Origin of the sequence: Nostoc sp. LEGE 12447, from assembly GCF_015206985.1 — a bacterium.
Classification (GTDB): domain Bacteria; phylum Cyanobacteriota; class Cyanobacteriia; order Cyanobacteriales; family Nostocaceae; genus Nostoc.
This window is the reverse complement of the sequence record NZ_JADEXT010000002.1, coordinates 29,380-53,831: the sequence shown is the minus strand read 5'-3', so window position 1 is coordinate 53,831 and position 24,452 is coordinate 29,380. Positions and strand designations below refer to the sequence as shown.

Below are 24,452 nucleotides of genomic sequence, written 5' to 3'. Positions count from 1 at the left end.
CTTAATGATCAACTATAGATACAATCACTATACCAAGTTGTTCTATCTATACCAGGAGACATTAAGGAGTGGGTGATGAGCGCTAAACAATTGGAGCAGGTGAAGCAATTGCAAGCTACCCTCACCAAGATGGAAGTAACATTAGGTGCGATCGCTGATGCTGTAGTCTGGGTAGGAGAAGACCGACGCATTCAATGGTGCAATTCTCATTTTGAATCTCTTCTGGTAAATCAACCCCACGGCAATATCTGCGGCGCAAAATTAACTGACTTGCTACCCTTAGCACAAGCAGGACAGCCAGCCTATCCTGATGTGCAGATACTCAATGGGGAGTATGAAACAGCAAATTATCAGTACCAGCAGGGTGAGCGAACTTTAACACTACAAATTTCTGGTACCTGTACCGAACTGACTGATGATCGATGTGCAATACTGGTGATTCGCGATATCACGCTAACGAAACAAACTCAAGAATCTTTGCAAGAGATTGAAGAGCGATTGCAGACATTAATTAATGCTACACCCGATATTATTTGCTTAAAGGACGGCGAGGGAAAATGGTTGCTGTCAAACCAGGCTAACCTAGAATTTTTAGAGATACAAGGGGTTGATTATCAAGGTAAAACAGACTCCGAACTGGCAGAATTTAGCAATTTTTATCACGATGCTTTACTCAACTGCAACGAAACAGATGAACAAGCCTGGCAGTTGGGATGTGTGCATCGGGTAGAAGAAATTATACCTCGACCTGATGGGACAGTCAGCAGTGTCGATATGATTAAAGCTCCCCTATTTCACCACGATGGTAGACGCAAGGCTCTGGTGGTTTTAGGAAGGGATTTGAGCGATCGCAAACAAACTCAAGTAGCCTTAGAAAACTCTTTGTCTCTGTTAAGCGCGATCTTTGAATCGATTCAAGACGGTATCTTAGTAGTTGATAGTTTAACTAATATCACTACTCATAACCAAAAGTTCTTAGAAATGTGGTCAATCACACCAGAGCTTTTGACAGAACCAGATCATCCTCAGCGACTGGCGTATTTGGCAAACCAGCTAAAAGACCCCGATGGGTTTTTGCAACGAGTCCGAGAATTGTATTCACAGCCGGAAGTAGTTAGTTATGATTGCTTAGAACTACAAGATGGTAGGATATTTGAGCGATATTCCTGTCCTCAGCGCATTGGCGAACAGATTATTGGTAGAGTATGGACTTTCCGCGACATCACCCAACGCCAAAGGTCAGAAGAAGCACTAAGGCAAAGTGAGTTGCAATATCGCACTATTTTTGAAGCAATCAATGATGGACTATTTATTACTGATATAGAGGACGAAAAAGTCGCTGAAGTTAATCCTGCGGCTTGTCAAATGCACGGTTATTCTTATGAAGAATTTCTCACTTTACATCCATCTGTCTATATTCACCCAAACTCACATTCAGTTTTTCTAAAATTTCTTGAAACAACGCGATCTGGTGAGCAATTTTATGGGCAAGCAGTTGATATCTGTAAAGATGGTACTTTAATAGATGTGGAAGTCAAAGGAACGACTTGCATTTACAACGGTAAGCCACACATCTTGGCAGTCGTGCGCGATATTAGCGATCGCAAGCGCACCGAAGAAGCCTTACGACAAAGCGAAGTCCAGTATCGAGATTTGGTGCAAACAGCCAACTGTATTATTCTGCGTTGGGACGGCAACGGTGACATTATATTTTTAAATGACTACGGTCAAAGGCTTTTTGGCTTCGATTTAAATGAAATTATCGGGCATAATGTCATCGGCACAATTGTTCCAGAAACCGAGACTTCTGGGCGCGACTTACAGACATTAATGGTTGATATTTGTCAACACCCAGAAAACTATCTATTCAACGAAAATGAGAACTTATGCAAAAATGGCGATCGCGTCTGGATAGTCTGGGCAAATAAACCCATATTAGATGCACAAGGAAACTTAATCGAAATTCTTTCAGTAGGCACTGATGCCACAGAACGCAAACGCGCTCAAGCAGCCCTCCAGCAAAGCGAGTTAAAGTTCCGTAGCATCGTTGAAAATGCTAATGACCTGATATTCGTCCTTAACCTAGATGGAATCTTTACCTATCATTCGCCTAATGTTACCTCAATTATGGGATACAGCCTAGAGGAAATAGAAGGTCATTCTGTGGTGGAGTTTACCAAACCGGAAGATTTAGCAACTAGCGCCGCAGCATTACAAAGGGCTGCTACTGGAGAAAAACTGACTGATATTGAGGTGCGATTAAGACACAAAAATGGCAATTGGCGATGGTTCAACTTTAATACTTCGACAATTAATCCTGAGAGTGGCACAGTTGCTATTTTGGGTGTAGGACGTGACATTACAGAACGCAAGCAAGCAGAAGAAGCTTTGCGGCGTAGTGAAATGAAATACCGCAACATCTTTGAAAATTCTCAAGTGGGTATTTTCCGCACTCGGCAACAAGATGGATTAATTATCGAGGCTAATCAACGCGGTGCCGATATTTTAGGTTTTGCCTCTGCTGCTGACTTGATTGGCAAGTTTTTCACAACTGACTTATATGCTAATCCAGACGATCGCACACGGATGTTAGCAGAGTTAGAAAAAGATGGTGAAGTTCGTAATTTTGAAGTAGCACTACAGCGACTCGATGGTTCGGTTGTTTGGTTACTGTTGTCACTCCGTCTCAACGCTGAAGAATCCTGTTTAGATTCCGTTTTTACAGATATTAGCGATCGCAAACGGCAAGAACAGGCTTTACGCTTAATTGTTGAGGGTACAGCAGCAAAAACAGGTAATGAATTCTTCAATTCCTGCGTTCGTTATCTGGCTGAAGTATTGCAAGTTCAATATGCCCTAGTCACTGAGTTTCATGATGAGCGGAAAACTAAAGTCCGCACTTTGGCATTTTGGTCTTGCGGGGCGATTAACGAAAATTTGGAATACAATTTGCACGGCACTCCTTGTCAACATACCTTGGAAGGCAATCTGTGCCACTACCCCCAAAGAGTGCAAGCTGCTTTCCCTGAAGATGCAGATTTAGTGAGGATGAATGCCGAGAGTTTTTTTGGCGTTCCTCTCACCAGTTCCTCTGGGGAAATCATTGGACATCTAGCAGTGATAGATGTCAAACCTATGAAGCACGATCCGGGACGGGAACTGATTATCAAAATCTTTGCAGCCCGTGCCGGTGCCGAATTAGAACGCAAACAAGCAGAAGCAGCCCTACAAGAAAGCGAGTTAAAGTTTCGCACTATCGTTGAAAAGGTCAATGATGTGCTGTTCGCGATCAGTGCTGATGGGGTTTTCAACTATATTTCTCCTAATATTTTGAATACTACCGGATTTGCCCCCAGCGAAATGGAGGGTAATTCTTTGGCATTATTTACTCATCCCGATGATGTGCAAAAATGTCAAGAAGTCGCCCAAACTATCCTCGCAACCGGTGAAGGAATTTCTGGTACTGAGTACCGCGCTAAACATCGCACTAGGGGCTGGGTTTGGCTAACCTCTAATGCAGTCCGCACACAAGATGCCCAGGGTAATTTCCAGATTGTAGGTGTAGCTCGTGATATTAGCGATCGCAAACAAGCAGAAGCCGCCCTGCAACGTCGGACTCAAGCAGAAAGTTTACTCAGTAGCATTTCTCGCCAATTTATTGACCAAAATTTAGAAACAGCAATTAATTTTACACTCCAAGCGATCGCTGAGTTTATTAGTGCCGAACACAGTTGCATCTTTGAATGCTCCCAAGATCAACGTGAATTCCACCTCATCCATGAATGGTGTGGTGAAGATGTTGCACCATTGATTGATATTGCAAAAGGCTCGCCTGTAGAAGTTTTCCCCTATTTCTACGAACCGATTCTCCGTGGTAGGCATCGACAAATCTCTTGTGTGGAAAATTTACCACCCCATCTACCTGAGCGAAAAGTTTTTGAAAGTATGTCGTTTCAGTCTTTACTAGCAGTGCCAATGGTTCATGCTGGCAATGTAGTGGGATTTGTTGGTGCAGCGATGATTCACTGCTCGAAAACCTGGAGTCAAGAAGATATTAATCTATTGAAGCTGGTAGGTGAAATAATTGCGATCGGTCGAGCCAGACATCAAGCAGAAGAAGCGCTGAGAATTGCCAAAGAAGCAGCCGAAACTGCCAACCAAGCTAAAAGTGCTTTCCTCGCTAATATGAGCCACGAACTCCGCACGCCTCTCAATGCCATCCTGGGTTTTTCTCAGTTAATGGAACGAGATACTAGCCTCAACTCAAACCAACGCGAATCTTTAGCTACCATTAACCGCAGTGGCGAACACTTGCTCAATCTGATTAACGATGTCCTGGAAATGTCCAAAATTGAGGCTGGACAAATCATTTTCACCCCTGAAGACTTCGACCTTTATCTGCTGTTGCAAACATTACAAGAAATGTTTCAGGTAAAGGCACAAACAAAGCAATTATTCCTCAGATTTGAAATTGCTCCCAATCTTCCCCGTTATATCCAGACAGATGAAGGGAAACTCCGCCAAGTTCTCATTAACCTTTTGGGTAACGCCGTTAAGTTTACTCAAACAGGCGGAGTAACGTTGCGGGTAAGCTTGGGGACTGGGGACTGGGGCCTGGGGACTGAAGATAAGGGAATAAGTGGACAAGATGATCGGGTAACTAGAAAAATAACTAATACCCAATACCCAATGCCCAATACCCAATCCCCAATCCCCAATGCCCAATACCCAATCCCCAATCCCCAATCCCCAATCCCCAATGCTCCATTCCTTCACTTTGAAGTCGAAGATACTGGACGGGGAATAGCACCAGAAGAAATGAATAACTTGTTTCAGCCTTTTGTCCAGACAACAAGTGGTATTCAAACCAAAGAAGGAACTGGACTAGGATTGACAATCAGCCGCCAATTTGTGCGGTTGCTGGGTGGCGATATTTACTTAACGAGTACCCCAAGACAAGGATCTACTTTTAGCTTTGACATCCAAGTAAATTTAGCCGCAGCATTGAAAGTTTCACCAAGGTTGAATAAGGGACGTGTGATCGAGCTAGCAGCAGGCCAACCCTCTTACCGGATTCTGGTAGTGGATGACCGTAAAGAAAACCGCGATTTAATTGTGCAACTTCTTAGTAGCATTGGTTTTGAAATTAAGGCTGCAAATAATGGACAAGAAGCGATCGCAATGTGGCAAACTTGGCAGCCTCATCTTATTTGGATGGATATGCGGATGCCTGTAATGAACGGCTACGATGCAACTAAAGAGATTAGAGCCAGGGAAAGAAATACAAATACAAATCACCGCACTGTAATTATTGCCCTAACTGCCAGTGCTTTTGAAGAACAACAGGCGAGTATCTTAGCCGCAGGTTGCAACGACTTGGTTCGTAAGCCATTTCGAGAGCAGGTGATTTTTGAAAAGATAGCTGAATATTTGCAGGTGCGTTATATCTGTACAGAAGAAAGTAGTGAAGATTCAACAGACAATAACCTAAAGAATATTCAATTTTCCATTTTGGATCTTCGCTCTGCAATTACCATTATGCCTGCTCAATGGGTAACAGAACTTAATCAGGCAGCCGTTGAAGTCGATGCCGAAAGGATTTTTCAACTAATTGAGCAAATTCCACCAACACATTCTACTTTGGCAGAAAAATTGACAAATTTAGTCCGAAGTTTCTGCTTCGATGAAATTATTGATGTTACTGATCTTTAGTGTAGTTTTGCGTAAGTTTTTTAACTTAGACGCGGAGCGGTGAGGGGGTCGCAGTTTTGGCGGTTCCCGTCGATTGCGAACCCCCGAACCCGGACGGCTTACCGCAGGCTACCACAGAGACGCATAGGAAACAGAAAAAACGAAAAAATACTTAACCTAAGCGTATTGTAAAATACCCAACTTTTTTGATGAGTCGGGTATCTTGTAATTGCAATTCTCACAAATCAAGAGGGATTCCTATATATTTATCAAGTTGTTGCTAAAGCAGGTTCTGCCACAAAATATTTTAGATTTTCTTGCTGAGTGGCGAATTTCAAATATTGAGATGCCATTTCTGGTGTTAGCAATTCAATCATTAATCTGTTTTCTACCCAAAACTCAATCACATCAAAGAAAGAATCGCGGTTACAGCGCACTACACGCCAATCTTCACGGACACCGATTTGTTCAATTTCTTTTTGGCTGATGGGTACAGAAATAGCTGCATGAATATCTGTATACATAGAAGTAATTGCAGTACGGACAAATATGCATTCTTCATCATTTTCACCAGGTTCAATTTGAGAGCCTAAAGGATAGAGTTCAATGGCTGTACCGTATTCATCAAAAGGTATAACCATATAGCTTCCTGGGTTAGGAGGAAATGGAACAGCTTGTGCTTTTAAAATTTCCGCCAGAACTTGAGCAACGTGGCTGGGGTTTTTAACAGCAATTGAAATATGGTGAATCATGGGATAACCTCAGTTCGATATTTTATAGATTACAAAGCAATCGGGGAGAACTAGGGGAGAGAAAAAATGGATAATCCAAGATGTATTGCAATAGGGTTCGGTTAAGGCAAGAGACGCGATAAATTGCCGAATAATCAGTCCTTTGTAGAGACGGCGATTTATCGCGTCTTTATGATCTAGGGCGTGTCATCAAAAGAACCGTATTGCAAGATGTATTGGGTTTATTGTAGAGACGCGAAATTCTACTCGCTTTCGCATCTCCACATTCTTTTTAACCAGATATCTATTGAGGTCGCCCATAGTGAGCTAGACCCTTGCCATCGGGGGTTGCAAGTAGTAGAACTTGCTGCCCGGATTCATTCGTCTCAATCGACCACTCGTAAGTCTCAGCCTTTGCCGAATTGCGGCTGGAGTAGGTGCGCCCGCTATTGCAGATTTGCCCTTTGGATGTGCTGTCGCTAGGTTGGAAAGTCAGACGTTGACCTTCAATCTTAACTTTGCCTTTTTCTTCTATGAAGAGATTAGATGCACAGTTATAAGTGGTGATTTGAAGCAGCCGATTTCGCTGGTAGTTACCGTTAGATGCGAGTTGAAATTGATCGCTTGAACCATTTGGGGCTGCTGGACGACCTGTGTAGCTGTCTTGGTATTGGATAGACGAGATTCGACCGTACCGCCACTCGCCCTGAAGTTCGGCAGGTACTCCAGCATCATTTTTACCCGCTTGACTTGCGCTTGGGTAAAAAACAAGGCTAGCGATGATTCCCAAACTCAACGCACTAGTAGTTAAAAGGTGAGCAGCTTTTGATTTTGTTATTGAGTACATATTGCTTTCTAGAAATAGATTTATTTATCAACAAATGCAAATTCTGCGTGTTTATGTATAGCTTTTCCCCGTAAGGGCGTACAGCTAGCTGTAAGACCTACATCCAAACGAAAGATTCACGCTAGAAACTGCAATCCATATTTGTTCAAAATAGGCTGCACTTTTTCCATGTTTGGTGATGGGCTATCTGCAACTTGACCCATTTCTTCATAAAAGTTTTTCGCGCCTTGAGGTGAGATTAAAACCAAAAATTTAGCAGTAGCAGAACGAATCTTGAAGGCGTGTGGTGCATTGTGAGGAATATTAACAAAAGAGCCGGTTGATGCCAAAATAGTTTCTGTACCAACTTGGATGTCTAGTTCTCCTTCGAGAATATAAAATGCCTCTTCCCAAGGGTGAGTGTGTAGTGGTGGCCCATTTTCTTCTGTGTCTGTAATTTCATAAATTTTCCAAGCTTGATTTGTTTCTTCACCAGTTGCTTTGGTTGTAAATTGTCCACCCATAATTGAGAATTGATTACCTTCTCCTGGTGCAAGAATAATTGGTTTACGCATGGTTGAAGTTTGCATACAAGTTACTCCGGACTTTGCAATTTGGTAGGTGTGAGCTATAAATTTGATTTGATGCTTTTAAGATTAGGAATTAATCGGGGAGAACTAGGGTAGATAAATGAGTAATTGGGATTTATTTTGTAAACGATTATTAAGACCTAGGACTAAGGTTACAATTTCTAGAAATCATTAGTAGCCTATTCTGGCTAAAGTCGATATTGCAATGCCTAAAGAGCCGCTCAACTTTCCCAAAGCAGACATACTGGTGATTGATGACACGCCAGAAAACCTGAACCTTTTATCTGCCATGTTGACGGAACAGGGATATAAAGTTCGGAGTGTCACTAAGGGTTCTACGGGTTTACGAGGGGCAAATGCAGTTCCTCCCGACCTGATTTTGCTGGATGTGAATATGCCGGAGATGAATGGGTATGAAGTCTGCGAACATTTGAAGGCAAGCGATCGCACTCGTGAAATTCCGGTAATTTTTATCAGCGCTTTGGGTGATGTGCTAGATAAGGTGAAAGCCTTTGCAGTTGGGGGAGTGGACTATATCACTAAGCCTTTTCAACTAGAAGAGGTTTTAGCTCGAATTGAAAATCACTTAACGATTTGGAAACTGCAACAACAACTCCAAGCCCAAAATGAGCGGTTGCAGCAGGAAATTCACGAGCGCGCCAAAGCAGAAGAGAAGTTTGCTAAAGTTTTTCGCTCTAGTCCTAATCCGATCGCGATCGCTACAGTCTCAGATGCTTGTTTTATTGATGTCAATCCCAGTTTTTTGAAGATGAGCGGCTACTCTCTAGACGAAGTGATTGGCAATACTGCCACTGAACTTAATTTGGGTAAAAACACAGTCGCAATCGCTCAAACAATTCAACTTCTGCCAGAAACTGGGTCACTATACAATCTAGAATTTGAATTTTCAACTAAGTATGCAGAACTAAAAACCATACTAATATCTCTCGAATTGATTGACTTAGCTGGAGTACCATGTGCTTTATTAATTGCCAATGACATCACCGAACGCAAACGCCTAGAAAACGAATTTATCTCTTTAGTCAGTCATGAATTGCGTACACCTTTAACTTCCACAATGGGAGCATTAGATTTATTGGGTTCAGAACAACTGGGAACTCTAAATGAACAAGGCCAAAAAGTTCTGAGCATTGCCACCACTAATACTGAACGCCTAATTCGTTTAGTGAACGATATTCTCGATTTAGAGCGGATGAAATCGGGCAAAATCTTCACGCGGAAGATGAAGTACAACGCCGCAGACTTGCTAACTACTGCCACAGAAGCGATGCAAGCAATGGCAGATCAATTCCAAGTCAAATTGATCATAAATCCTGTAGAAGTTGAACTTTGGGCAGATCCCGATCGCCTGCTGCAAACCCTGACTAATTTACTAAGCAACGCTATTAAGTTTTCTGAACCAGGAGACACGGTGTATATCAGTGCCACTCTCTCAGAATCCCAAGGCATTGAGCCTCAAGAAAATGAGCCTTTATTACCCAAATACCTTTTGATTACTATCCAAGATCAAGGGCGAGGAATTCCTGAAGATAAATTACAAATAATTTTCGAGCGCTTTCAACAGGTGGATGCATCCGACTCCCGCAACAAAGGAGGAACAGGTTTAGGACTGGCTATTTGCCGAGATATCATCCAGCAACATGATGGCAAAATCTGGGTTCAAAGCACTTTAGGTGAAGGTAGCACCTTTTATGTACTGCTACCTTTACCAGGTTTGCAATAAACTGCTTCTAACAGCTTAATTCTTCCCTACTTTTCCCCGATCTGGCTTTAGAATAGCTCAAGAGCGATCAAGCAAATCATCACATACATTTTGCAAGAGTGCCATTATGAACAGAAATATCTTGATTGTTGATGATGAAGAAGATGTGCGGGCGATCGCCAAGTTGGGATTAGAAATGGCTGCTGGCTGGAATGTATTGACAGCAAGTTCTGGTCAGGAAGCTTTGAAGGTAGCTGCTACCTATAAACCAGATGTCATCCTACTAGATATGATGATGCCTGATATGGATGGGCGTGCAACTCTGCAACAACTGAAAGCTAACCCCGCCACTAAGAAAATTCCAGTAATTTTATTAACAGCTAAACTTCAGCAATCAGATCGAGAGAGTTTTACTGATATGGATGTCGCTGCTATTTTTGCCAAGCCTTTCCGTCCATTGAAACTAGCAGAGCAAATCAATGAAGTACTGGTTGCCCTTTAGTTTTAGATTCAGAATCCTGTTTCAACTCGTCAAGAGGCTCTAGCTTTGGGTGAAATCCCTATACATAAATCTATTTGCGAGGGTGCAGTAGTCATCATAAATAAATTTGCTTGAAATTTACTTGCTCTCAAACCTAGCCAGGCAGAGGTAATTCCACTATCTTTTCCCCTGCCCCCTGCCCCTTGCTCCCCTTTTAACCAAAAAATTTTTCTGCTATTGCAACTATCTCCCCTACTTCTCCCCGATTCTTCTCTAAATTCAAATCAGAAGAGCAGAGAACACCGCACAAAACAAGTGTAGAATCTCTGCGGTTTAGATAAGTCAACAAAAACGGAGGATAGACGGATGTTACACCAAATTAAAGAATTACTTCAAAACGCACAATTACAACAGCAAGTAAAAGCAGCAACTAATCAAGCAGAAGCTATTAAAGTGTTAGCGATCGCGAGTGCAGAGAAAGGTTATAACTTCACAGTCGAAGCCATTTCTCAAATGCTGGCAGAACTAACCTTTGTGGATTCCAACGAACTGAGCGAAGAAGAATTACTCAGTGTTAGTGGTGGATTGATGGCTGATAGTGCACCTAAGCTATGTCATACAGAAGGCTGTGGTGGCGGACACTGCTAAAAAATATATGTAGCTTCTCTTTCTCTCTGGCATTGTAGCCTCCAAGGTCAGGTTGTTTTTCTAAAACAGCTTTTTATATCCAACTTTCGCAATATTTTAATTTGGATAATTTCCATACTTGGTACTGAGGTTCAACGCGAAAGAGATGCTGCATAACAGTTCCCTCTTTACTTTTTTAATCAAGAAAAAGAGGGAATTCCATGAACAATTACTATCACCAAATTTGAGAAAATACAATTATGTTGTCACAAATTCAAAGCCTACTCCAAAATAGCCAACTGCGCGAGAATATACAAGCAGCAGTTACCCAAACAGAAGCCATCAAACTGTTGCTAATTGCCAGTGCAGAAAAAGGTTATACCTTCACAGCCGAAAGCGTAGCTCAAATGCTGGCAGAACTGACCTTTGTGGACTCAAACGAACTGAGTGAAGAAGAATTACTCAGTGTTAGTGGCGGTGCAATGGCTGATAGTGCGCCCAAACTATGTCACACAGCCGGCTGTGGTGGCGGACACTGCTATCTCTCGTAATTCGTAATTTTTGGTGAAATATAGGACTCTGACTTGATTTTTGAAAACATACTGAAACTGAAAAGACAGTTTTATAAGGGTTTTATCTGAAATCTTATTCAAAAATCATAATATATGAGTCCTATAATCCACCAAATAGTCAAGTTTTTAGTCTTTATTTGTTGGGGACTTGTACGCCAACTAATTCAATTAAGAATTACAAGTTATTTTAATTATGCCTATCTAATTAGTACTTAATTTAAAACTTATTTCAGACGAACGCTATTGTTCTTAATGCCAACTATTAAAACGTAGACCAGAATTGATACTTACCTTTTAACTCCATCATGAGAAATCCAGCTATGGTTCAACAACTTGTTCGCTTATCCCAACAGAAAACATCAGACGATTTAAGAGCGATCGCAGCCAATGCTAGCTTTCTCTGGGAACGGCTTGATGAAAGCAGGTTTGCAATTGATGTCGATCGAGTCAACGAACAAGAAATTAACCGTCGGCGCGATCGCTGGTGCGAAGTTGCAGCAGAAGGTAAATGGGATACGTTACACAAACGCTTACAGTGGGATGGGCTAGACCTCGATACTGTTAGTTGCAAATTGGGAACCATTGAGTTACTTTCCGATCAACCTTTGCCTGAGTGGGCAGAAACCTTGCAGCAAATCATCCAAACCGCTACAGGATTCAATTCTGCAACTGAAGTATTTTTACCAATCGATTCACAAAATCCAATTACCTTTGAAGATATCCTTTTGCCTGCTATCTTGGTAGCCAGACAGCAATTACTGACTCGCTGCGACAGTCAATTCACCCAAGATTGTCTTCCCTTATCGATTCTTTCCCACGACGCTTACAGTTCTTTAGAACGTGGTCTACTGAAACGATTAGCAGGACTTTGCACGAAGACATTAGATTTTGAATTTTCCCAGGTACGTCCCTTTGGTCAAAGCTTGCTCGGCTTACTAGGACTGGAGACAAAAAATAATAACACTCACTACACCAAGTTCGTCAATCAGCTCCTAGAAGATGGAATGCTGGCGTTCTTCCAAAAGTATCCAGTTCTCGGTCGGTTAGTCGCAACAGCAGTCAATTTTTGGGTTGAGTTCACTGCTGAATTTCTCGAACGTTTAGTTGCAGATAGGACAGATATTCAACGAATTTTTGATGAAAGAATTATCCCATTTTCTCAAAACAAAGTTGCCGAAATTCAAACATCCATTTCCGATTCACATAAGCGCGGACGAACGGTGATTTCGCTTACCTTTGAGTCTGGACTTAAACTTGTTTATAAACCCAAAGATTTAGGATTAGAGGTTGTCTTTAACCAATTTTTGAATTGGTGCAATCAACACAGCAATCTTTTAGATTTTAAAGTCATTCAGGTGCTAGAACGCAACGGTTACGGTTGGGTGGAACATGTTGAACAGTTGCCTTGTGTGGATGAAGCAGCTGCGAAACGATTCTATCAGCGTTCTGGGATGTTGTTGTGTGTGCTTTACGCTTTGCGGGGAACAGATTGCCATTACGAAAACTTAATTGCCAATGGCGAACATCTGGTGCTGATTGACATGGAAACGCTGCTGCACCATGAACCAAATCTCATTGAAGACTCACCGCTTACCCAAGATTTAGAAACAACCGCCACACGACAATTTTGGGATTCCGTACTCCGCACCGGACTTTTACCGCGTTGGGACTTTAGTGGCGATCGCAGTGTCGCTTATGATATTAGCGGACTAGGCAGCACAGATCCCCGATTATCTCCCCGTAAAGTGCCACGTTGGCAGAACATTAATACAGATAATATGCACCTGTTGTCTGAGCCTGTAACCTTGCCGATTGGGAAAAATGTGCCGTTTTTAGGTGAAGTTGTTCTGTCTCCAAACGATTATCAACTAGAAATCACCGCTGGGTTTGAGCAGATGTATCGCTTTTTGATGGCGCACAAAGATTTCTTAATTTCACGCCAAAGTTTGCTATCTGCTATGCAAAATCAGCAGGTACGCTTTATCTTCCGCAACACCCGCATTTATGGCATTATCCTCCAAAAAGCTTTGGCACCCGATTACCTCAAACACGGTGTAGATTACAGTATTCAACTCGATGTTCTCAGTCGTGCTTTTCTAGTTGCTCAGGATAAACCGAATGCCTTTCCCGTTTTGAGCGCTGAACTCCGAGCGATGGAACAATTGGATATTCCCTTCTTCACGGCTAGCGCGGTGGTTGATGAACTGAGTTTAAATGGTTCTTCTTCCATTCCCAACTACTTCAAGCAATCCAGTTATCAAGACCTTCTCAACCAGTTGCAATCTCTGGATGAAACCGACCTAGCTCGACAAGTAGCGATTATTCAAGGCTCCTTCGATGCTAAGATTGCAACCACCTCCAGCCGCCAAGGTGGGCAATGGCAAGGCGAATCGTTACCGTTGCTGAATTCGGAACAATTGATTGCTGAAGCCAAAGAAATCGCCACTCAACTGGAAACCAGAGCCATTTCTGACCCTGATGGCAGCGTTAACTGGATTGGTTTAGACTTCGTGCCTCGTGCCGAACGATATCAACTGCAAGTATTGAATAATTGTCTTAGTGACGGACGCTCTGGAGTTGCTTTGTTTTTAGCTGCACTAAGTCAAGTAACTGGTGATTCCCGTTACCGTGATTTAGCATTGAGGACAGTGCAATCTCTGCGTCGCCAAATCCACACCGTTGAACCTGAAACTTGGGAACGCATGGCTCGTTTCATGGGCGTTGGGGGTGCAACAGGTTTAGGATCGATGATCTATAGCCTGGTGAAAATTAGCCAATTCCTCAACGATGCAACGCTGTTGCCAGACGCTCAAAGATTGGCCAATTTGATGACACCAGAACTAATTGCTGCCGACGAACACTTGGATATTATGAGTGGAGCAGCTGGGGCAATTTTAGGGTTATTATCCCTGCATCAAGCCACAGGAGAAGCAACCGTTTTAGAAAAAGCGATCGCCTGTGGGCAACATTTAATCAACCGTCAAGTTAGCCACAACGGTGCGCCCAAAGCTTGGCATACTTATTGGGATAAGCCCTTAACTGGCTTCTCTCATGGAGCTGCGGGTATCTCTTATGCCTTGCTCAGACTTTATGCCGCCACCTCAGAACACAAATTCTTAGAAGCAGGTTTAGCAGGAATTGAGTATGAGCGTAGCGTCTTTTGCCAGTCCACAGCCAACTGGCCAGACTTCCGCAGAATGGGACAACCAGGGCAACCTGACTTTGCAAATAAGTGGTGTCATGGTGCAGCCGGCATTGGTTTGGGACGCTTAGGCAGCTTGAGAATCGTGGAAACGCCGGAAATTCAACAAGAAATTGAAATCGCTCTCCAAACTACTCAGAGTTTTGGCTTACAAGCGATCGATCACTTGTGCTGTGGCAACTTCGGTCGAGCGGAAGTGCTGTTAGTCGGTGCAAAAATCTGTTCCCGTTCTGATTGGCATCAAATTGCTCACCAAAATGTAACAAATGTTGTGGCTAGAGCCAAGCGAACTGGAGCTTATCAGCTGTTCCCCAACTTACCCAATTCTGTATTTAATCCTGGCTTTTTACCCGGCATATCTGGAATTGGTTATCAATTGCTGCGTTTGGCTAACAATAATTTGCCTTCAATATTGTTGTGGGATTGAGCTTGTTATTCATACCCAAAAACAGCTTTTTATCAAGTTAAAAATAATTTATTTTTTAACTTTTCTAATAAGTTTTTCTCATAAAAGTTTAAAAGCAGATGGTTAGTGCCATCTGCTTTTAAACTACTTAATTATGTTACCAAGCTCATTTACCCCCCGCTATATCTACGCCAACTTTAATCAAAATGCACGTTGCGTAACAACTCCAGGATTTTATTAATACCTTCGTTAACCTTTAAAATTTCCTCATGTCCTGGATATGTAGCCGCATCGCTAAGTTGAAAACCGTGATCTCCTATTTCGGTTTTTAGCGACTTGTTTTTCTGCCAATGCTTGTGATATGTCAAGCTTCCGTATGGAACTATTCCATCTCCTGAATGTGTTGATCCATCTATCAGTTGTGTTGTAGTACCCTCTATTTCAAATCTTATTCCTTCTTTTACAAGAAAGTTTCCGCCTGTGTCGTTCAGGTCTGCTGCTACTCTCAGTGATTTTGTTTGTTCTCCGTCTATCTCTTCTAGAGAAGAAATGTAGTATGCACCGACATGTGTAGGTGTGCCATATGCATAGATAACATCTAATTTCTGAACAGGTGGGCACTCTACCAGCTTACCCCCGTCGCCGTCCACAATACTACGTATCAAATTATCGTTTTGATAATGCTCCTGCTGATATTTCAGTGTAGTTTGTTCGGCTCCTCCATCTGTTAATATATCTTGGATTGTTTTTGGCTGAAAGTTATTGATTGTTGATGGAGCTTTGCTGTTCTCTTTGACAAACGCAAAATGTTCAGTGTTCAAAAATGCCTGTGGCGCTTTTGTTATGGGCAATAGCCAAGGAACACTCGAATAGCTTTGTATTACTGATTTAAGATCCTTTATTGCTGCCTTTCCTAATACTATTGGATCATCTGATCCTAGAAAACGAATTGCTAAAGGGCCGCCAAGCCACGGTGGACTAACTGCTATATATCGTTCTATATTTTCATGTATCCACTCTTCCCCTAACTCTTTTTTATTTTTAACCCACTGAAGAAAATACTGCGTAACTCGATTTCCCATACTATGAGCTATTATCACTACACGTTTTTGGTTATATTCGCGTTGCTTTTGTATTTCGTTTTTGAGCTTATTAAAGTAGTCATACTTTTCGTTCAGACCTTTTGGTGATACTCGCCAATCATATGGAAAAGCTACCAAGTTACCTTGATTATTATTTTCATTCTTCACATATCCTTGTTCTACTAACTTCTCAATTAAAGCGGCAAAATATCGATTGTCTTTGCCAGTCTCAGGATCAAAATCAGGCTCTATGTCTGGAGCTATCCTCTCAATTGCTTTAAATCCCTCTACAGGATGATTATCCTCGTCATTGAAGGCGGTTATACCATCAACCCCTAATGTCATTTGTGTTTTCCACCACGGAGCCGGAGTAATCGGGACAGTCCTAGAAGAAATTGTAGCATCTGGTAGATTCCATCCAAGTGTTTTTAAAGTTACTTTTTCAGGGTTGCTGTTAATTTCTGCATCATCATTTGGTATCGGTCGTGCTGGTACTGTACTCATCAATAGATTCAGCCAAATTGGATGTTCTTCTTCTACTTTCGAGATTGGTGGCGGTTGTATTGGAAATACTGTTTGTTTTGAGATGAGCCTAGATCCTGATATTCCATGTATTAAGATAACCGGATAAAGTTCTTGGTTAGGTGTTGCCATTTGTTATTACCTTGGTTTTGGGAATTTCTATGTTTAAGACTTGAAATTAGAGCGTAACTTTCTGCACAGTTGCTCATTTCACCCCGAAACTTAGCATGGCTGAAAAAGTGACACAAGGACAGTTAAGACAGATAAGACACTTAAGTAAAAAATCTGTCAGAGGAGGTAAGTGAAAACTCGGTTCTCGGATAGGTATAGTTTTATTCTTAACCTAAATCGGATATTTTCTAATAAATGAAACATGGTGAATGGTGAATCACCTAAAGCTGATTAGTGCAATAGTGGTGTATTACTTTCCCGATACCTGGGTATTTTATATACCAAATGAAAGTCAATCCGAACCTCTGACACCAGAAAAATAATACTTTCGTTTAAAACAACTGGTTAAACAGAAGATATCTTGACAACAGATTTTTGAAAATAACGGCTAGGCACTGCAATTGTTGAGTAAGAGTAATGTAAACCTGGCTCAATACTGCTCGGTTAAAGGGAAAAGGAGTGGAAGGTATTGGTGATGTTTGTGCTTTGTTGAAGCAGTAGAAGCGATCGCTTCCCTTATTTCTCCCCTAGTTCTCCCCGATCGCACTTTAATCTTAAAAGTCTAGAAGTATTTAAGGTTCTGGGTGCTTTCAGCAAGAAGGAGAACAATGCAACTAAAACACAGCCACATCTTTCGCCAAGAAGCTCTGGAACGCTTATCTTCACCAGAACAACTGGATCAAGCGATAAATGTAGTCAAGCCTCAAGCTTGGTTGACTTTATCTACTTTGAGTTTTGTGGTTGCTGTAGCTGGCCTTTGGAGTGTGTTCGGCAGAATTCCCCTGACTGTCACAGGTCAAGGTATCTTGATTAAACCGCACCATGTTGTAGAATTTCAAGCACCCAGTTCTGGCCCGTTACTAACTCTGAAGGTAAAGGCGGGAGATGTTATTAAACAAGGTGATGTGCTGGGTATTATCGACCAATCAGCGCTAAAGCAGCAGTTACAGCAAGAGCAAGTAAAGTTGCAACAATTGCAAACCCAAAATCAAGAGACTGACAGGTTACAAAAGCTGCTGATTGACCAACAAATCATTACTCTTGGGCAGCAGAGAATGGATTTGGAAAATAATCTGCGTCGAGAGCAAGATGCACCCAAGTTACGCGATCAAACATTGAGAGCGATCGCTCAAAAACGTCAAAGCATTAACTCTCGCAAACAACAAATTAATTATTTACTTAAAACTCTTAAAGGACGAGTTGATAATCGTCGTCACCTTTTTGAGCAGCATGTCATCAGCCAAGATATGTTGGTACAAGCTGAACAGGAATATTTTAACACTCAAAGCGAACTGTCAGATATTGACGTGCAACTAAAGGATCTGGAAATTCAAGAAACCACCACACAACGAGAATATCTGGAAAATCTTAATAGAATTGACGAAATTAAAACGAAAATTAAAGACCTGAATACTCAAAATACTAAATTACACGAGCAAGACCTGAAGCAATCAATTGACAAAACAAATAAAATTCGGGAAGTAAAGCGCCGTATAGCCCAATTGGAACTGCAACTATCTCAAGAAAGTAGAATCATCAGCAAATACAATGGTCATATTCTGGAAGTGAGTGCTGTCCCCGGTCAAATGATGAATCCGGGTACTCGTCTAGGGTCAATCGAAGCTGAAGAAGTAAATTCAAAACTTATGAGCCTTGTTTACTTTGCTAATAAAGATGGTAAGCAAATCAAGCCAGGGATGGCTGTACAGGTAACTCCCAGTTTTGCCAAGCGTGAACGCGAAGGTGGTATTGTCGGAACGATCGCAGATATTTCTTCATTTCCGGTAAGTACACAAGATATTACAGCGATCGTTGGTAACAAAGAAATGGCTGCCAGTCTTGCGGGTAAAGGCGAAGGTCAGGTGCAAGCTTTTGTCCAACTCCAAGAAAATCCGACATCAGTCAGTGGCTACAAATGGTCATCCTCTGATGGCCCTGCTTTAAAAATATCTTCTGGGACAACTACATCAGTTCAAGTGAAAGTTGGGGAAAAAGCACCAATTTCTTATATTATTCCTATGCTGCGATCTTGGACGGGGATTTATTAATTTGGGGATGAGAGAATAGAATGTCACTAGGATAAGGGGAAAGGGAAAGGGGAAAGGGGAAAGGAATGGCAAGGAAAAAAATTGAAACTTTTGAGGATTTAAGAGTATGGCAAAAAAGTATTGACCTAGTTAAGCAAATATACTTAATAACTAAGGACGGTGAACTCAATAGAGACTTTGGTTGAAGGGATCAATTAAGACGTGCTAGTGTATCAATACCTACAAATATTGCTGTTCGCGGAGCGTCCCGTAGGGAAGGATTTGAACGATATTCTCGCAAAGAATACTTAAACTTTCTAAATATTGCCAAAGGATCTGCCGGGGAAGTTCGCAGTCTTTTAAGAGTAGCCTTAGAAGTGGGCTATTTAGACCAACCAACTTATACACAACTTCATAATCAAGCTATGGAGTTGAGCCGTATGCTATCTAATCAAATTCAATCCATAAATCAGTCATTAAAATAATAAAATCTTCCCCCTTCCCCTTTCCCCTTTCCCCCTTGCCCCTTGCCCTTCCCCATGCCCAATGCCCCATTCCCAATTCCCAAATTTAAACCAAATCGTGTTCGTACTTCTACACTTTTGCAAATGGAAGCGGTCGAATGTGGTGCGGCTGCTTTAGGAATAATTCTGAGCTATCACGGGCGGATTGTGCCACTGGCTAAACTGCGTGAAGAATGCGGTGTCTCGCGGGATGGGAGTAAAGCTTTTAATATTCTCAAAGCTGCCAAAAACTATGGGCTCAATGCTAAAGGTTTAAAACTGTCTCTAGAAAAAGTGACAGCTACCCGTCTTCCCTACATTGCCTTTTGGAATTTTAACCATTTTCTCGTGGTAGAAGGATATAGCAAAAAACGCGTCTACCTCAATGATCCTGCCAATGGTCGGAGAACAGTGAGTTGGGAAGAGTTCGATCGCGCATACACTGGTGTTGTGCTGACAATGGAACCAGGAGCAGACTTCCAGAAGGGTGGCAAAAAAAATCACATAATTTCGGCTTTAACTACCCGTTTACAAAACTCACGAGTTACTATCTTGTTTTGTTTACTGGCTGGGTTGTTGTTAACATTGCCTCGATTAGCGGTGCCAGCCTTTGCTCAAGTGTTTATCGATGAGATTTTAGTCCAAGACCGGCAAGATTGGTTACGACCTTTATTGTTAGGGATGTTGTTAACTACTATATTGCGGGCATTCCTTGCGAGACTGCGGCTGACTTATCTGCGGCGATTGATGGTTAAGTTGTCAGTCAGCACATCAGGACAGTTTCTCTGGCATATCCTGAGATTGCCTATTGGGTTTTATGACCAACGTTTTGCTGGGGAAATCAGTAGTCGAGTGCAACTGAATGACGGAGTGGCGGAAGTACTCTCAGGGCCTTTGGCAACCACATTAATTGATGCAGTAATGATGGTTTTTTACCTGCTGATAATGATTCAGTATGACCAATTATTGAGTGCGATCGCAGTTGGTTTTGCTGCAATCAATATTTTCGCCCTCCTATTTTTATCGCAAACTCGTGTAGATACAAATATGCGCCTAGCTCAGGAATATGGCAAGGTCGGTGGAGTAACGATTAGCGGCATCCAAACGATAGAAACCATCAAAGCTTCTGGGCTAGAGTCAGATTTATTTGCTCGGTTTGCGGGTTATTACGCTAAAGCGCTCAACGCCCAACAACAATTAGGCTTACAAACTCAAATTCTCACCACATTACCCACAATTTTGACAGCCCTAACCACAGCTTCTATTTTGCTGGTTGGCGGCTTTCAGGTAATGAATGGCAATCTCAGTATTGGGATGCTGGTTGCCTACCAAAGTTTAACACTGAGCTTCTTAGAGCCAGTTAATAGCCTCGTTAATTTTGGCAGCACGCTGCAAGATTTAGAAGCTGATTTAAATCGCCTTGATGATGTGCTGCAAAATCCCGTTGATTTGGAAGTGGAGGAGAGGCAGGAGGCAGGGGGCAGGGGGCAGGGGGCAGGGGAGGCAGGGGGAGAAATTACTTTTTCATCTCTGTGGCAATTACAGGGACATATTGAATTACGAAATATCAGTTTTGGCTACAGTCGCGTGGAACCTGCCTTAATTGAGAATTTTAGCTTAACTGTTCAACCTGGACAACGCATAGCGCTTGTGGGGGGAAGTGGTTCAGGGAAATCTACGATTGCTAAATTAATTTGTGGTCTTTATCAGCCTTGGGTAGGGGAAATCTGTTTTGATGGTGTAGAGCGATCGCAAATTAAGCGTTCTGTGTTGGCTAACTCATTGGCAATGGTTGAGCAAGATATCTTTTTATTTGCGGGGACTGTGCGAGATAATATCACTCTTTGGGATTCAACTGTGCCAGAAGCTGATTTGGTGCAAGCTTGTCAGGATGCAGCCATTCATGATGCGATCGCTTCTATGCCTGCCAAATATGACTTTGAATTGATTGAAGGCGGTATGAATATCAGTGGTGGGCAACGCCAACGTCTAGAAATCGCCCGCGCTTTGGTGAGAAATCCCACAATATTAGTACTGGATGAAGCAACCAGCGCCCTCGATGTAGAAACCGAATTGATGATTAACCGTAACTTGCGACAGCGTGGTTGCTCATGTATTGTAGTAGCCCACCGCCTGAGTACAATTCGTGATTGCCATAAAATTATTGTTCTAGACCAAGGTAAAATTGTCCAAAGTGGTACCCATGAGGAATTATGGCAGCAAGGCGGAACTTATGTTCGCCTACTCCACGCAGCAGAGGCATAGTTGAGCAATGAGTGGCCCGCAGGTGAATCCTTCTTCTAAACTGTACTCCTTTCAGGCGAATGAACCAGTATTGTTAAATGACTCAGAAACGCTATGGATAGTGCAGTCTGGAACATTAGCTGTTTTTGCGACTGGAGTTGTTGAGGGAGGCAGGAGGCAGGATAGCGCAGCGTTAGCGAGTCCGCGAGCGTCGGCAGGAGGCAGGAGGCAGGAAGAAGACTGCCCTGTGCGCCCAGCGTTCCTTGATAACAGTTTACTAAAGGAGCAGCGCCGCTATCTGTTTCATGTCAACGCTGGAGAAGCATTGTTTAGTGCGGCTTTGTTACCGAAAGAAAGCAAGTGGAGTTTTGTAGCGATCGCAATTGAACCTACCCAATTATGCCAGATGTCAATGGTTGATTTGGTTCAGGGAATTGGGGCGGCTGATTCTCAAGCCATAAAGCTTTTAGAAGGTTGGGTAAATCATTTAAGTCAGTCTCTTAGTGCCCAGCAAACAGTCGTGACAACGCCATTAAACATTGTGCAGACATCGGGAGAGGATTTTTCATTGTCGGCTGGTGAGGCACTACATCTGTGGCAACAAACACTTGTGTGGGTGAAGTTGCAGCAAGGTAATGTTAGCTGGATGGGAGTTGAAGAACTAACGTTGAATCCTGCCTCGCCAGCTTTTCCCCTCACGAGTGCGATGTGGCTGGAGGCAGAAAATGCAGTTATTGGACAAGTATTAACAACCGCAGATTTACCAAGTTATGAAGAAATACGTAGCGGTTTAGTCTGTTCACATACTTATTTTTTTCACTACTTGAGTTTGCTAGTAAACAAACAAGCAGAAGCAGAATTTCGGCAGTTTCAGCAAAGAGAGCAACTTAATCAGCAAGTAATTGAGGGCGCACTCTCTGAATTAGCAACAGTATTGCAACCACAGCAAGAAGCTGTATCTCAAGAGGGACCGCCTCTCTTGGTAGCAATGGGAGCAATTGGACGAACATTGGGAATTGAGATTCGTCCAGCAGCAGATAATTTTAATTCAATTAAAGACCCTGTGGCAGCGATCGCCCAATCATCGCAAATTCGTATCCGGCGTGTGACTTTGGCAAGTGGCTGGTGGCGGCAAGATCAAGGGCCGATGTTAGCTTATACTCAATTAGAAAAGCGCCCAGTAGCTTTGTTACCCACAGATAAGCGGGATTATGTAATCTTTGACCCAGTTACGCGAACTCGCATCCCCGTAAATGAGGCAGTAGCAAAAACACTGACAACATCTGCCTACGTTCTGTATCGACCGTTGCCCCAAGTTGCACTCAAAGCCATCGATTTACTTCGGTTTGGGGTTAAAGGTTATGAAAAAGATATCGCTAGTATTTTAGTAGTGGGGCTACTGGGGACGATATTGGGAATGGTTGCACCACAAGCAACAGCAATTTTAATCAATAATGCCATTCCAGATAGCGATCGCGCTTTACTGTGGCAGATAGGATTGGTAATGTTTGCAGTTGCCTTTGGGCAGCTAGCTTTTCAAATTGCCCAAAGTATTATTACCCTCCGAGTTGAAAGCGCCACTGATAGCGTATTGCAACCAGCTATTTGGGATCGGCTGCTGAGATTAAGTCCGAGATTTTTTCGTCAGTATACTGCCGGAGACTTAGTTAACCGTGTCATGGCGGTGAGGGAAATTCATCAAAAACTGAGCGGTGCTACCCAAAAAACGTTGTTGAGTGGGGTTTTTGCCTTACTCAATTTAGTGTTGATGTTTATTTACAGCTGGCAATTAGCGTTGGTGGGAGTGGGTTTAGCAATCTTTGCTGCTGCGATTACGACAGTTGCAAGTTTCCTCTTGGTGAAGAAATCCCGCAAACAGCAAGAACTCAATGGCGCGATTCAGGGACTCACTGTCCAACTAATCAACGGTGTTGCCAAACTGCGGGTAGCAATGGCAGAAGAACGGGCATTTGCTGCTTGGGCAAAAAAGTATAGCCAGCAAATTCGACTAAAGGCGAATTGGCAACAGATTAAAGATGGTATGTCTGTATTCAATGAAGCACTACCCTTAGTCAGTTCTATATTGCTTTTCGGATTGGCGATGCTGTTGATACAGCCACGCCTCACACTTGGTATATTTGTTGCTTTTAACTATGCTTTGACAATTTTCATTAAAGGGATAATTGACCTGAGCAATACTGTATCTGAGATTTGGGGGATTGTACCAATATGGGAACGGGCAAAACCGATTTGGCGATCGCAGCCTGAAGATGGCTCAACCAAAGTTAACCCTGGTCAATTAAGTGGTCGCATTGCCCTAGAAAATGTGAGTTTTCGCTACTCGGAACATGGCAACTTAATTCTCAATAATGTCAGTTTCCATGCTGATCCAGGAGAGTTTGTGGCGATTATTGGCCCTTCTGGAAGTGGTAAATCAACGATATTCCGGTTGTTACTGGGATTTGAGACTCCACTAACAGGCAGTGTCTACTATGATGGCCAAGACTTAGCAGATTTGGAACTTCAGGCTGTACGCAGGCAGTTGGGAGTAGTATTGCAAAATGGCAAATTCGGGACTGGCTCAATTTTTGATAATATCACCGCCGGAGCCTTGGTTTCTCTAGAAGAAGCTTGGGAAGCTGCACAGATGGCAGGCTTTGCTGATGATATCAAGCAAATGCCGATGGGAATGCATACTATAATCGCTGAGGGTGGTACTAATCTTTCTGGGGGACAACGGCAAAGATTATTGATTGCGCGATCGCTAGTTGCAAAGCCCAAAATTATTTTAATGGATGAGGCAACCAGCGCTCTGGATAATCGCACCCAGGCAATTGTAACTGAAAGTTTAGCCAAATTAAATGCTACCAGAGTGGTGATTGCCCATCGCCTCAGTACAATTCGTCATGCAGACCGCATTTATGTTCTTGATGCAGGTAATGTAGTGCAGATGGGTAATTTCTCAAAATTAATTGCAGAAGAAGGGCTATTTGCCCGACTTGTAGTCCGGCAGTCATAACACCTTTTATTCTTAAGACAATACAATCATTGCTA

The 24,452-nt window shown here is 42.6% G+C and carries 13 protein-coding genes and 1 pseudogene; 10 read left to right on the top strand and 4 right to left on the bottom strand.

The features are described from left to right. The first annotated feature begins 75 nt into the window (after window positions 1-75). Window positions 76-5,712 carry a PAS domain S-box protein gene (locus tag IQ274_RS02710; RefSeq protein WP_193867293.1) on the top strand — a complete coding sequence of 1,879 codons (5,637 nt, stop codon included), beginning with the start codon at window positions 76-78 and terminating at the stop codon, window positions 5,710-5,712. 248 nt (window positions 5,713-5,960) lie between these two features. Here IQ274_RS02710 and IQ274_RS02705 read toward each other — a convergent pair whose 3' ends face one another. The 3 genes from IQ274_RS02705 to IQ274_RS02695 all read right to left on the bottom strand — a co-directional run bounded on the left by IQ274_RS02705 (window position 5,961) and on the right by IQ274_RS02695 (window position 7,838). Further along, complete coding sequence (locus tag IQ274_RS02705; RefSeq protein WP_193867292.1) at window positions 5,961-6,443, bottom strand: hypothetical protein; 483 nt, start codon at window positions 6,441-6,443, stop codon at window positions 5,961-5,963. A gap of 283 nt (window positions 6,444-6,726) precedes the next feature. Beyond that, the gene (locus tag IQ274_RS02700) at window positions 6,727-7,269 is read right to left on the bottom strand and encodes a hypothetical protein (RefSeq protein ID WP_193867291.1); all 543 of its coding nucleotides are present in this window, start codon (window positions 7,267-7,269) and stop codon (window positions 6,727-6,729) included. 116 nt (window positions 7,270-7,385) lie between these two features. Next, window positions 7,386-7,838, bottom strand: a complete 453-nt coding sequence (locus IQ274_RS02695; RefSeq protein ID WP_193867290.1) for a cupin domain-containing protein — start codon at window positions 7,836-7,838, stop codon at window positions 7,386-7,388. A gap of 205 nt (window positions 7,839-8,043) precedes the next feature. On the opposite strand from IQ274_RS02695, the gene IQ274_RS02690 reads away from it, so the two are divergent. The 5 genes from IQ274_RS02690 (at window position 8,044) to IQ274_RS02670 (ending at window position 14,870) form a co-directional block, all read left to right on the top strand. Continuing rightward, on the top strand, window positions 8,044-9,582 hold the full coding sequence (locus tag IQ274_RS02690; protein ID WP_193867289.1) for an ATP-binding protein: 1,539 nt from the start codon (window positions 8,044-8,046) through the stop codon (window positions 9,580-9,582). Between the two features lie 106 nt (window positions 9,583-9,688). Beyond that, window positions 9,689-10,063, top strand: a complete 375-nt coding sequence (locus tag IQ274_RS02685) for a response regulator (protein ID WP_163935991.1) — start codon at window positions 9,689-9,691, stop codon at window positions 10,061-10,063. 345 nt (window positions 10,064-10,408) lie between these two features. Then, a complete protein-coding gene (locus tag IQ274_RS02680) occupies window positions 10,409-10,690 on the top strand; it encodes a Nif11-like leader peptide family RiPP precursor (RefSeq protein WP_163935988.1) in 282 nt (93 codons plus the stop codon). A 239-nt stretch (window positions 10,691-10,929) separates the two neighbouring features. Next, window positions 10,930-11,220 carry a Nif11-like leader peptide family natural product precursor gene (locus IQ274_RS02675; protein WP_114082563.1) on the top strand — a complete coding sequence of 97 codons (291 nt, stop codon included), beginning with the start codon at window positions 10,930-10,932 and terminating at the stop codon, window positions 11,218-11,220. 341 nt (window positions 11,221-11,561) lie between these two features. Further along, complete coding sequence (locus IQ274_RS02670; RefSeq protein WP_228058007.1) at window positions 11,562-14,870, top strand: type 2 lanthipeptide synthetase LanM family protein; 3,309 nt, start codon at window positions 11,562-11,564, stop codon at window positions 14,868-14,870. 176 nt (window positions 14,871-15,046) lie between these two features. Here the strand turns inward: IQ274_RS02670 and IQ274_RS02665 are convergent, their stop codons facing one another. Continuing rightward, window positions 15,047-16,585 carry a lipase/acyltransferase domain-containing protein gene (locus IQ274_RS02665; protein ID WP_193867287.1) on the bottom strand — a complete coding sequence of 513 codons (1,539 nt, stop codon included), beginning with the start codon at window positions 16,583-16,585 and terminating at the stop codon, window positions 15,047-15,049. A gap of 647 nt (window positions 16,586-17,232) precedes the next feature. On the opposite strand from IQ274_RS02665, the gene IQ274_RS02660 reads away from it, so the two are divergent. The 4 genes and pseudogenes from IQ274_RS02660 (at window position 17,233) to IQ274_RS02645 (ending at window position 24,417) form a co-directional block, all read left to right on the top strand. Then, window positions 17,233-18,672: an NHLP bacteriocin system secretion protein gene (locus IQ274_RS02660; RefSeq protein ID WP_193867286.1), complete on the top strand. Its 1,440-nt coding sequence runs from the start codon at window positions 17,233-17,235 to the stop codon at window positions 18,670-18,672. Between the two features lie 65 nt (window positions 18,673-18,737). Continuing rightward, a pseudogene (locus IQ274_RS37945) lies at window positions 18,738-19,136 on the top strand (four helix bundle protein). A gap of 54 nt (window positions 19,137-19,190) precedes the next feature. Beyond that, window positions 19,191-21,419, top strand: coding sequence for an NHLP family bacteriocin export ABC transporter peptidase/permease/ATPase subunit (locus IQ274_RS02650; RefSeq protein ID WP_193867285.1), 2,229 nt, complete (start codon window positions 19,191-19,193; stop codon window positions 21,417-21,419). A 7-nt stretch (window positions 21,420-21,426) separates the two neighbouring features. Continuing rightward, window positions 21,427-24,417, top strand: coding sequence for an NHLP bacteriocin export ABC transporter permease/ATPase subunit (locus IQ274_RS02645; RefSeq protein ID WP_193867284.1), 2,991 nt, complete (start codon window positions 21,427-21,429; stop codon window positions 24,415-24,417). The last annotated feature ends 35 nt before the right edge of the window (window positions 24,418-24,452 follow it).

Excerpts from the sequence above, each read along its gene's own strand:
- IQ274_RS02710 (WP_193867293.1), top strand. The coding sequence starts at position 76 with ATGAGCGCTAAACAATTGGAGCAGGTGAAGCAATTGCAAGCTACCCTC.
- IQ274_RS02705 (WP_193867292.1), bottom strand. The coding sequence starts at position 6,443 with ATGATTCACCATATTTCAATTGCTGTTAAAAACCCCAGCCACGTTGCT.
- IQ274_RS02700 (WP_193867291.1), bottom strand. The coding sequence starts at position 7,269 with ATGTACTCAATAACAAAATCAAAAGCTGCTCACCTTTTAACTACTAGT.
- IQ274_RS02695 (WP_193867290.1), bottom strand. The coding sequence starts at position 7,838 with ATGCAAACTTCAACCATGCGTAAACCAATTATTCTTGCACCAGGAGAA.
- IQ274_RS02690 (WP_193867289.1), top strand. The coding sequence starts at position 8,044 with ATGCCTAAAGAGCCGCTCAACTTTCCCAAAGCAGACATACTGGTGATT.
- IQ274_RS02685 (WP_163935991.1), top strand. The coding sequence starts at position 9,689 with ATGAACAGAAATATCTTGATTGTTGATGATGAAGAAGATGTGCGGGCG.
- IQ274_RS02680 (WP_163935988.1), top strand. The coding sequence starts at position 10,409 with ATGTTACACCAAATTAAAGAATTACTTCAAAACGCACAATTACAACAG.
- IQ274_RS02675 (WP_114082563.1), top strand. The coding sequence starts at position 10,930 with ATGTTGTCACAAATTCAAAGCCTACTCCAAAATAGCCAACTGCGCGAG.
- IQ274_RS02670 (WP_228058007.1), top strand. The coding sequence starts at position 11,562 with ATGGTTCAACAACTTGTTCGCTTATCCCAACAGAAAACATCAGACGAT.
- IQ274_RS02665 (WP_193867287.1), bottom strand. The coding sequence starts at position 16,585 with ATGGCAACACCTAACCAAGAACTTTATCCGGTTATCTTAATACATGGA.
- IQ274_RS02660 (WP_193867286.1), top strand. The coding sequence starts at position 17,233 with ATGCAACTAAAACACAGCCACATCTTTCGCCAAGAAGCTCTGGAACGC.
- IQ274_RS02650 (WP_193867285.1), top strand. The coding sequence starts at position 19,191 with ATGCCCAATGCCCCATTCCCAATTCCCAAATTTAAACCAAATCGTGTT.
- IQ274_RS02645 (WP_193867284.1), top strand. The coding sequence starts at position 21,427 with ATGAGTGGCCCGCAGGTGAATCCTTCTTCTAAACTGTACTCCTTTCAG.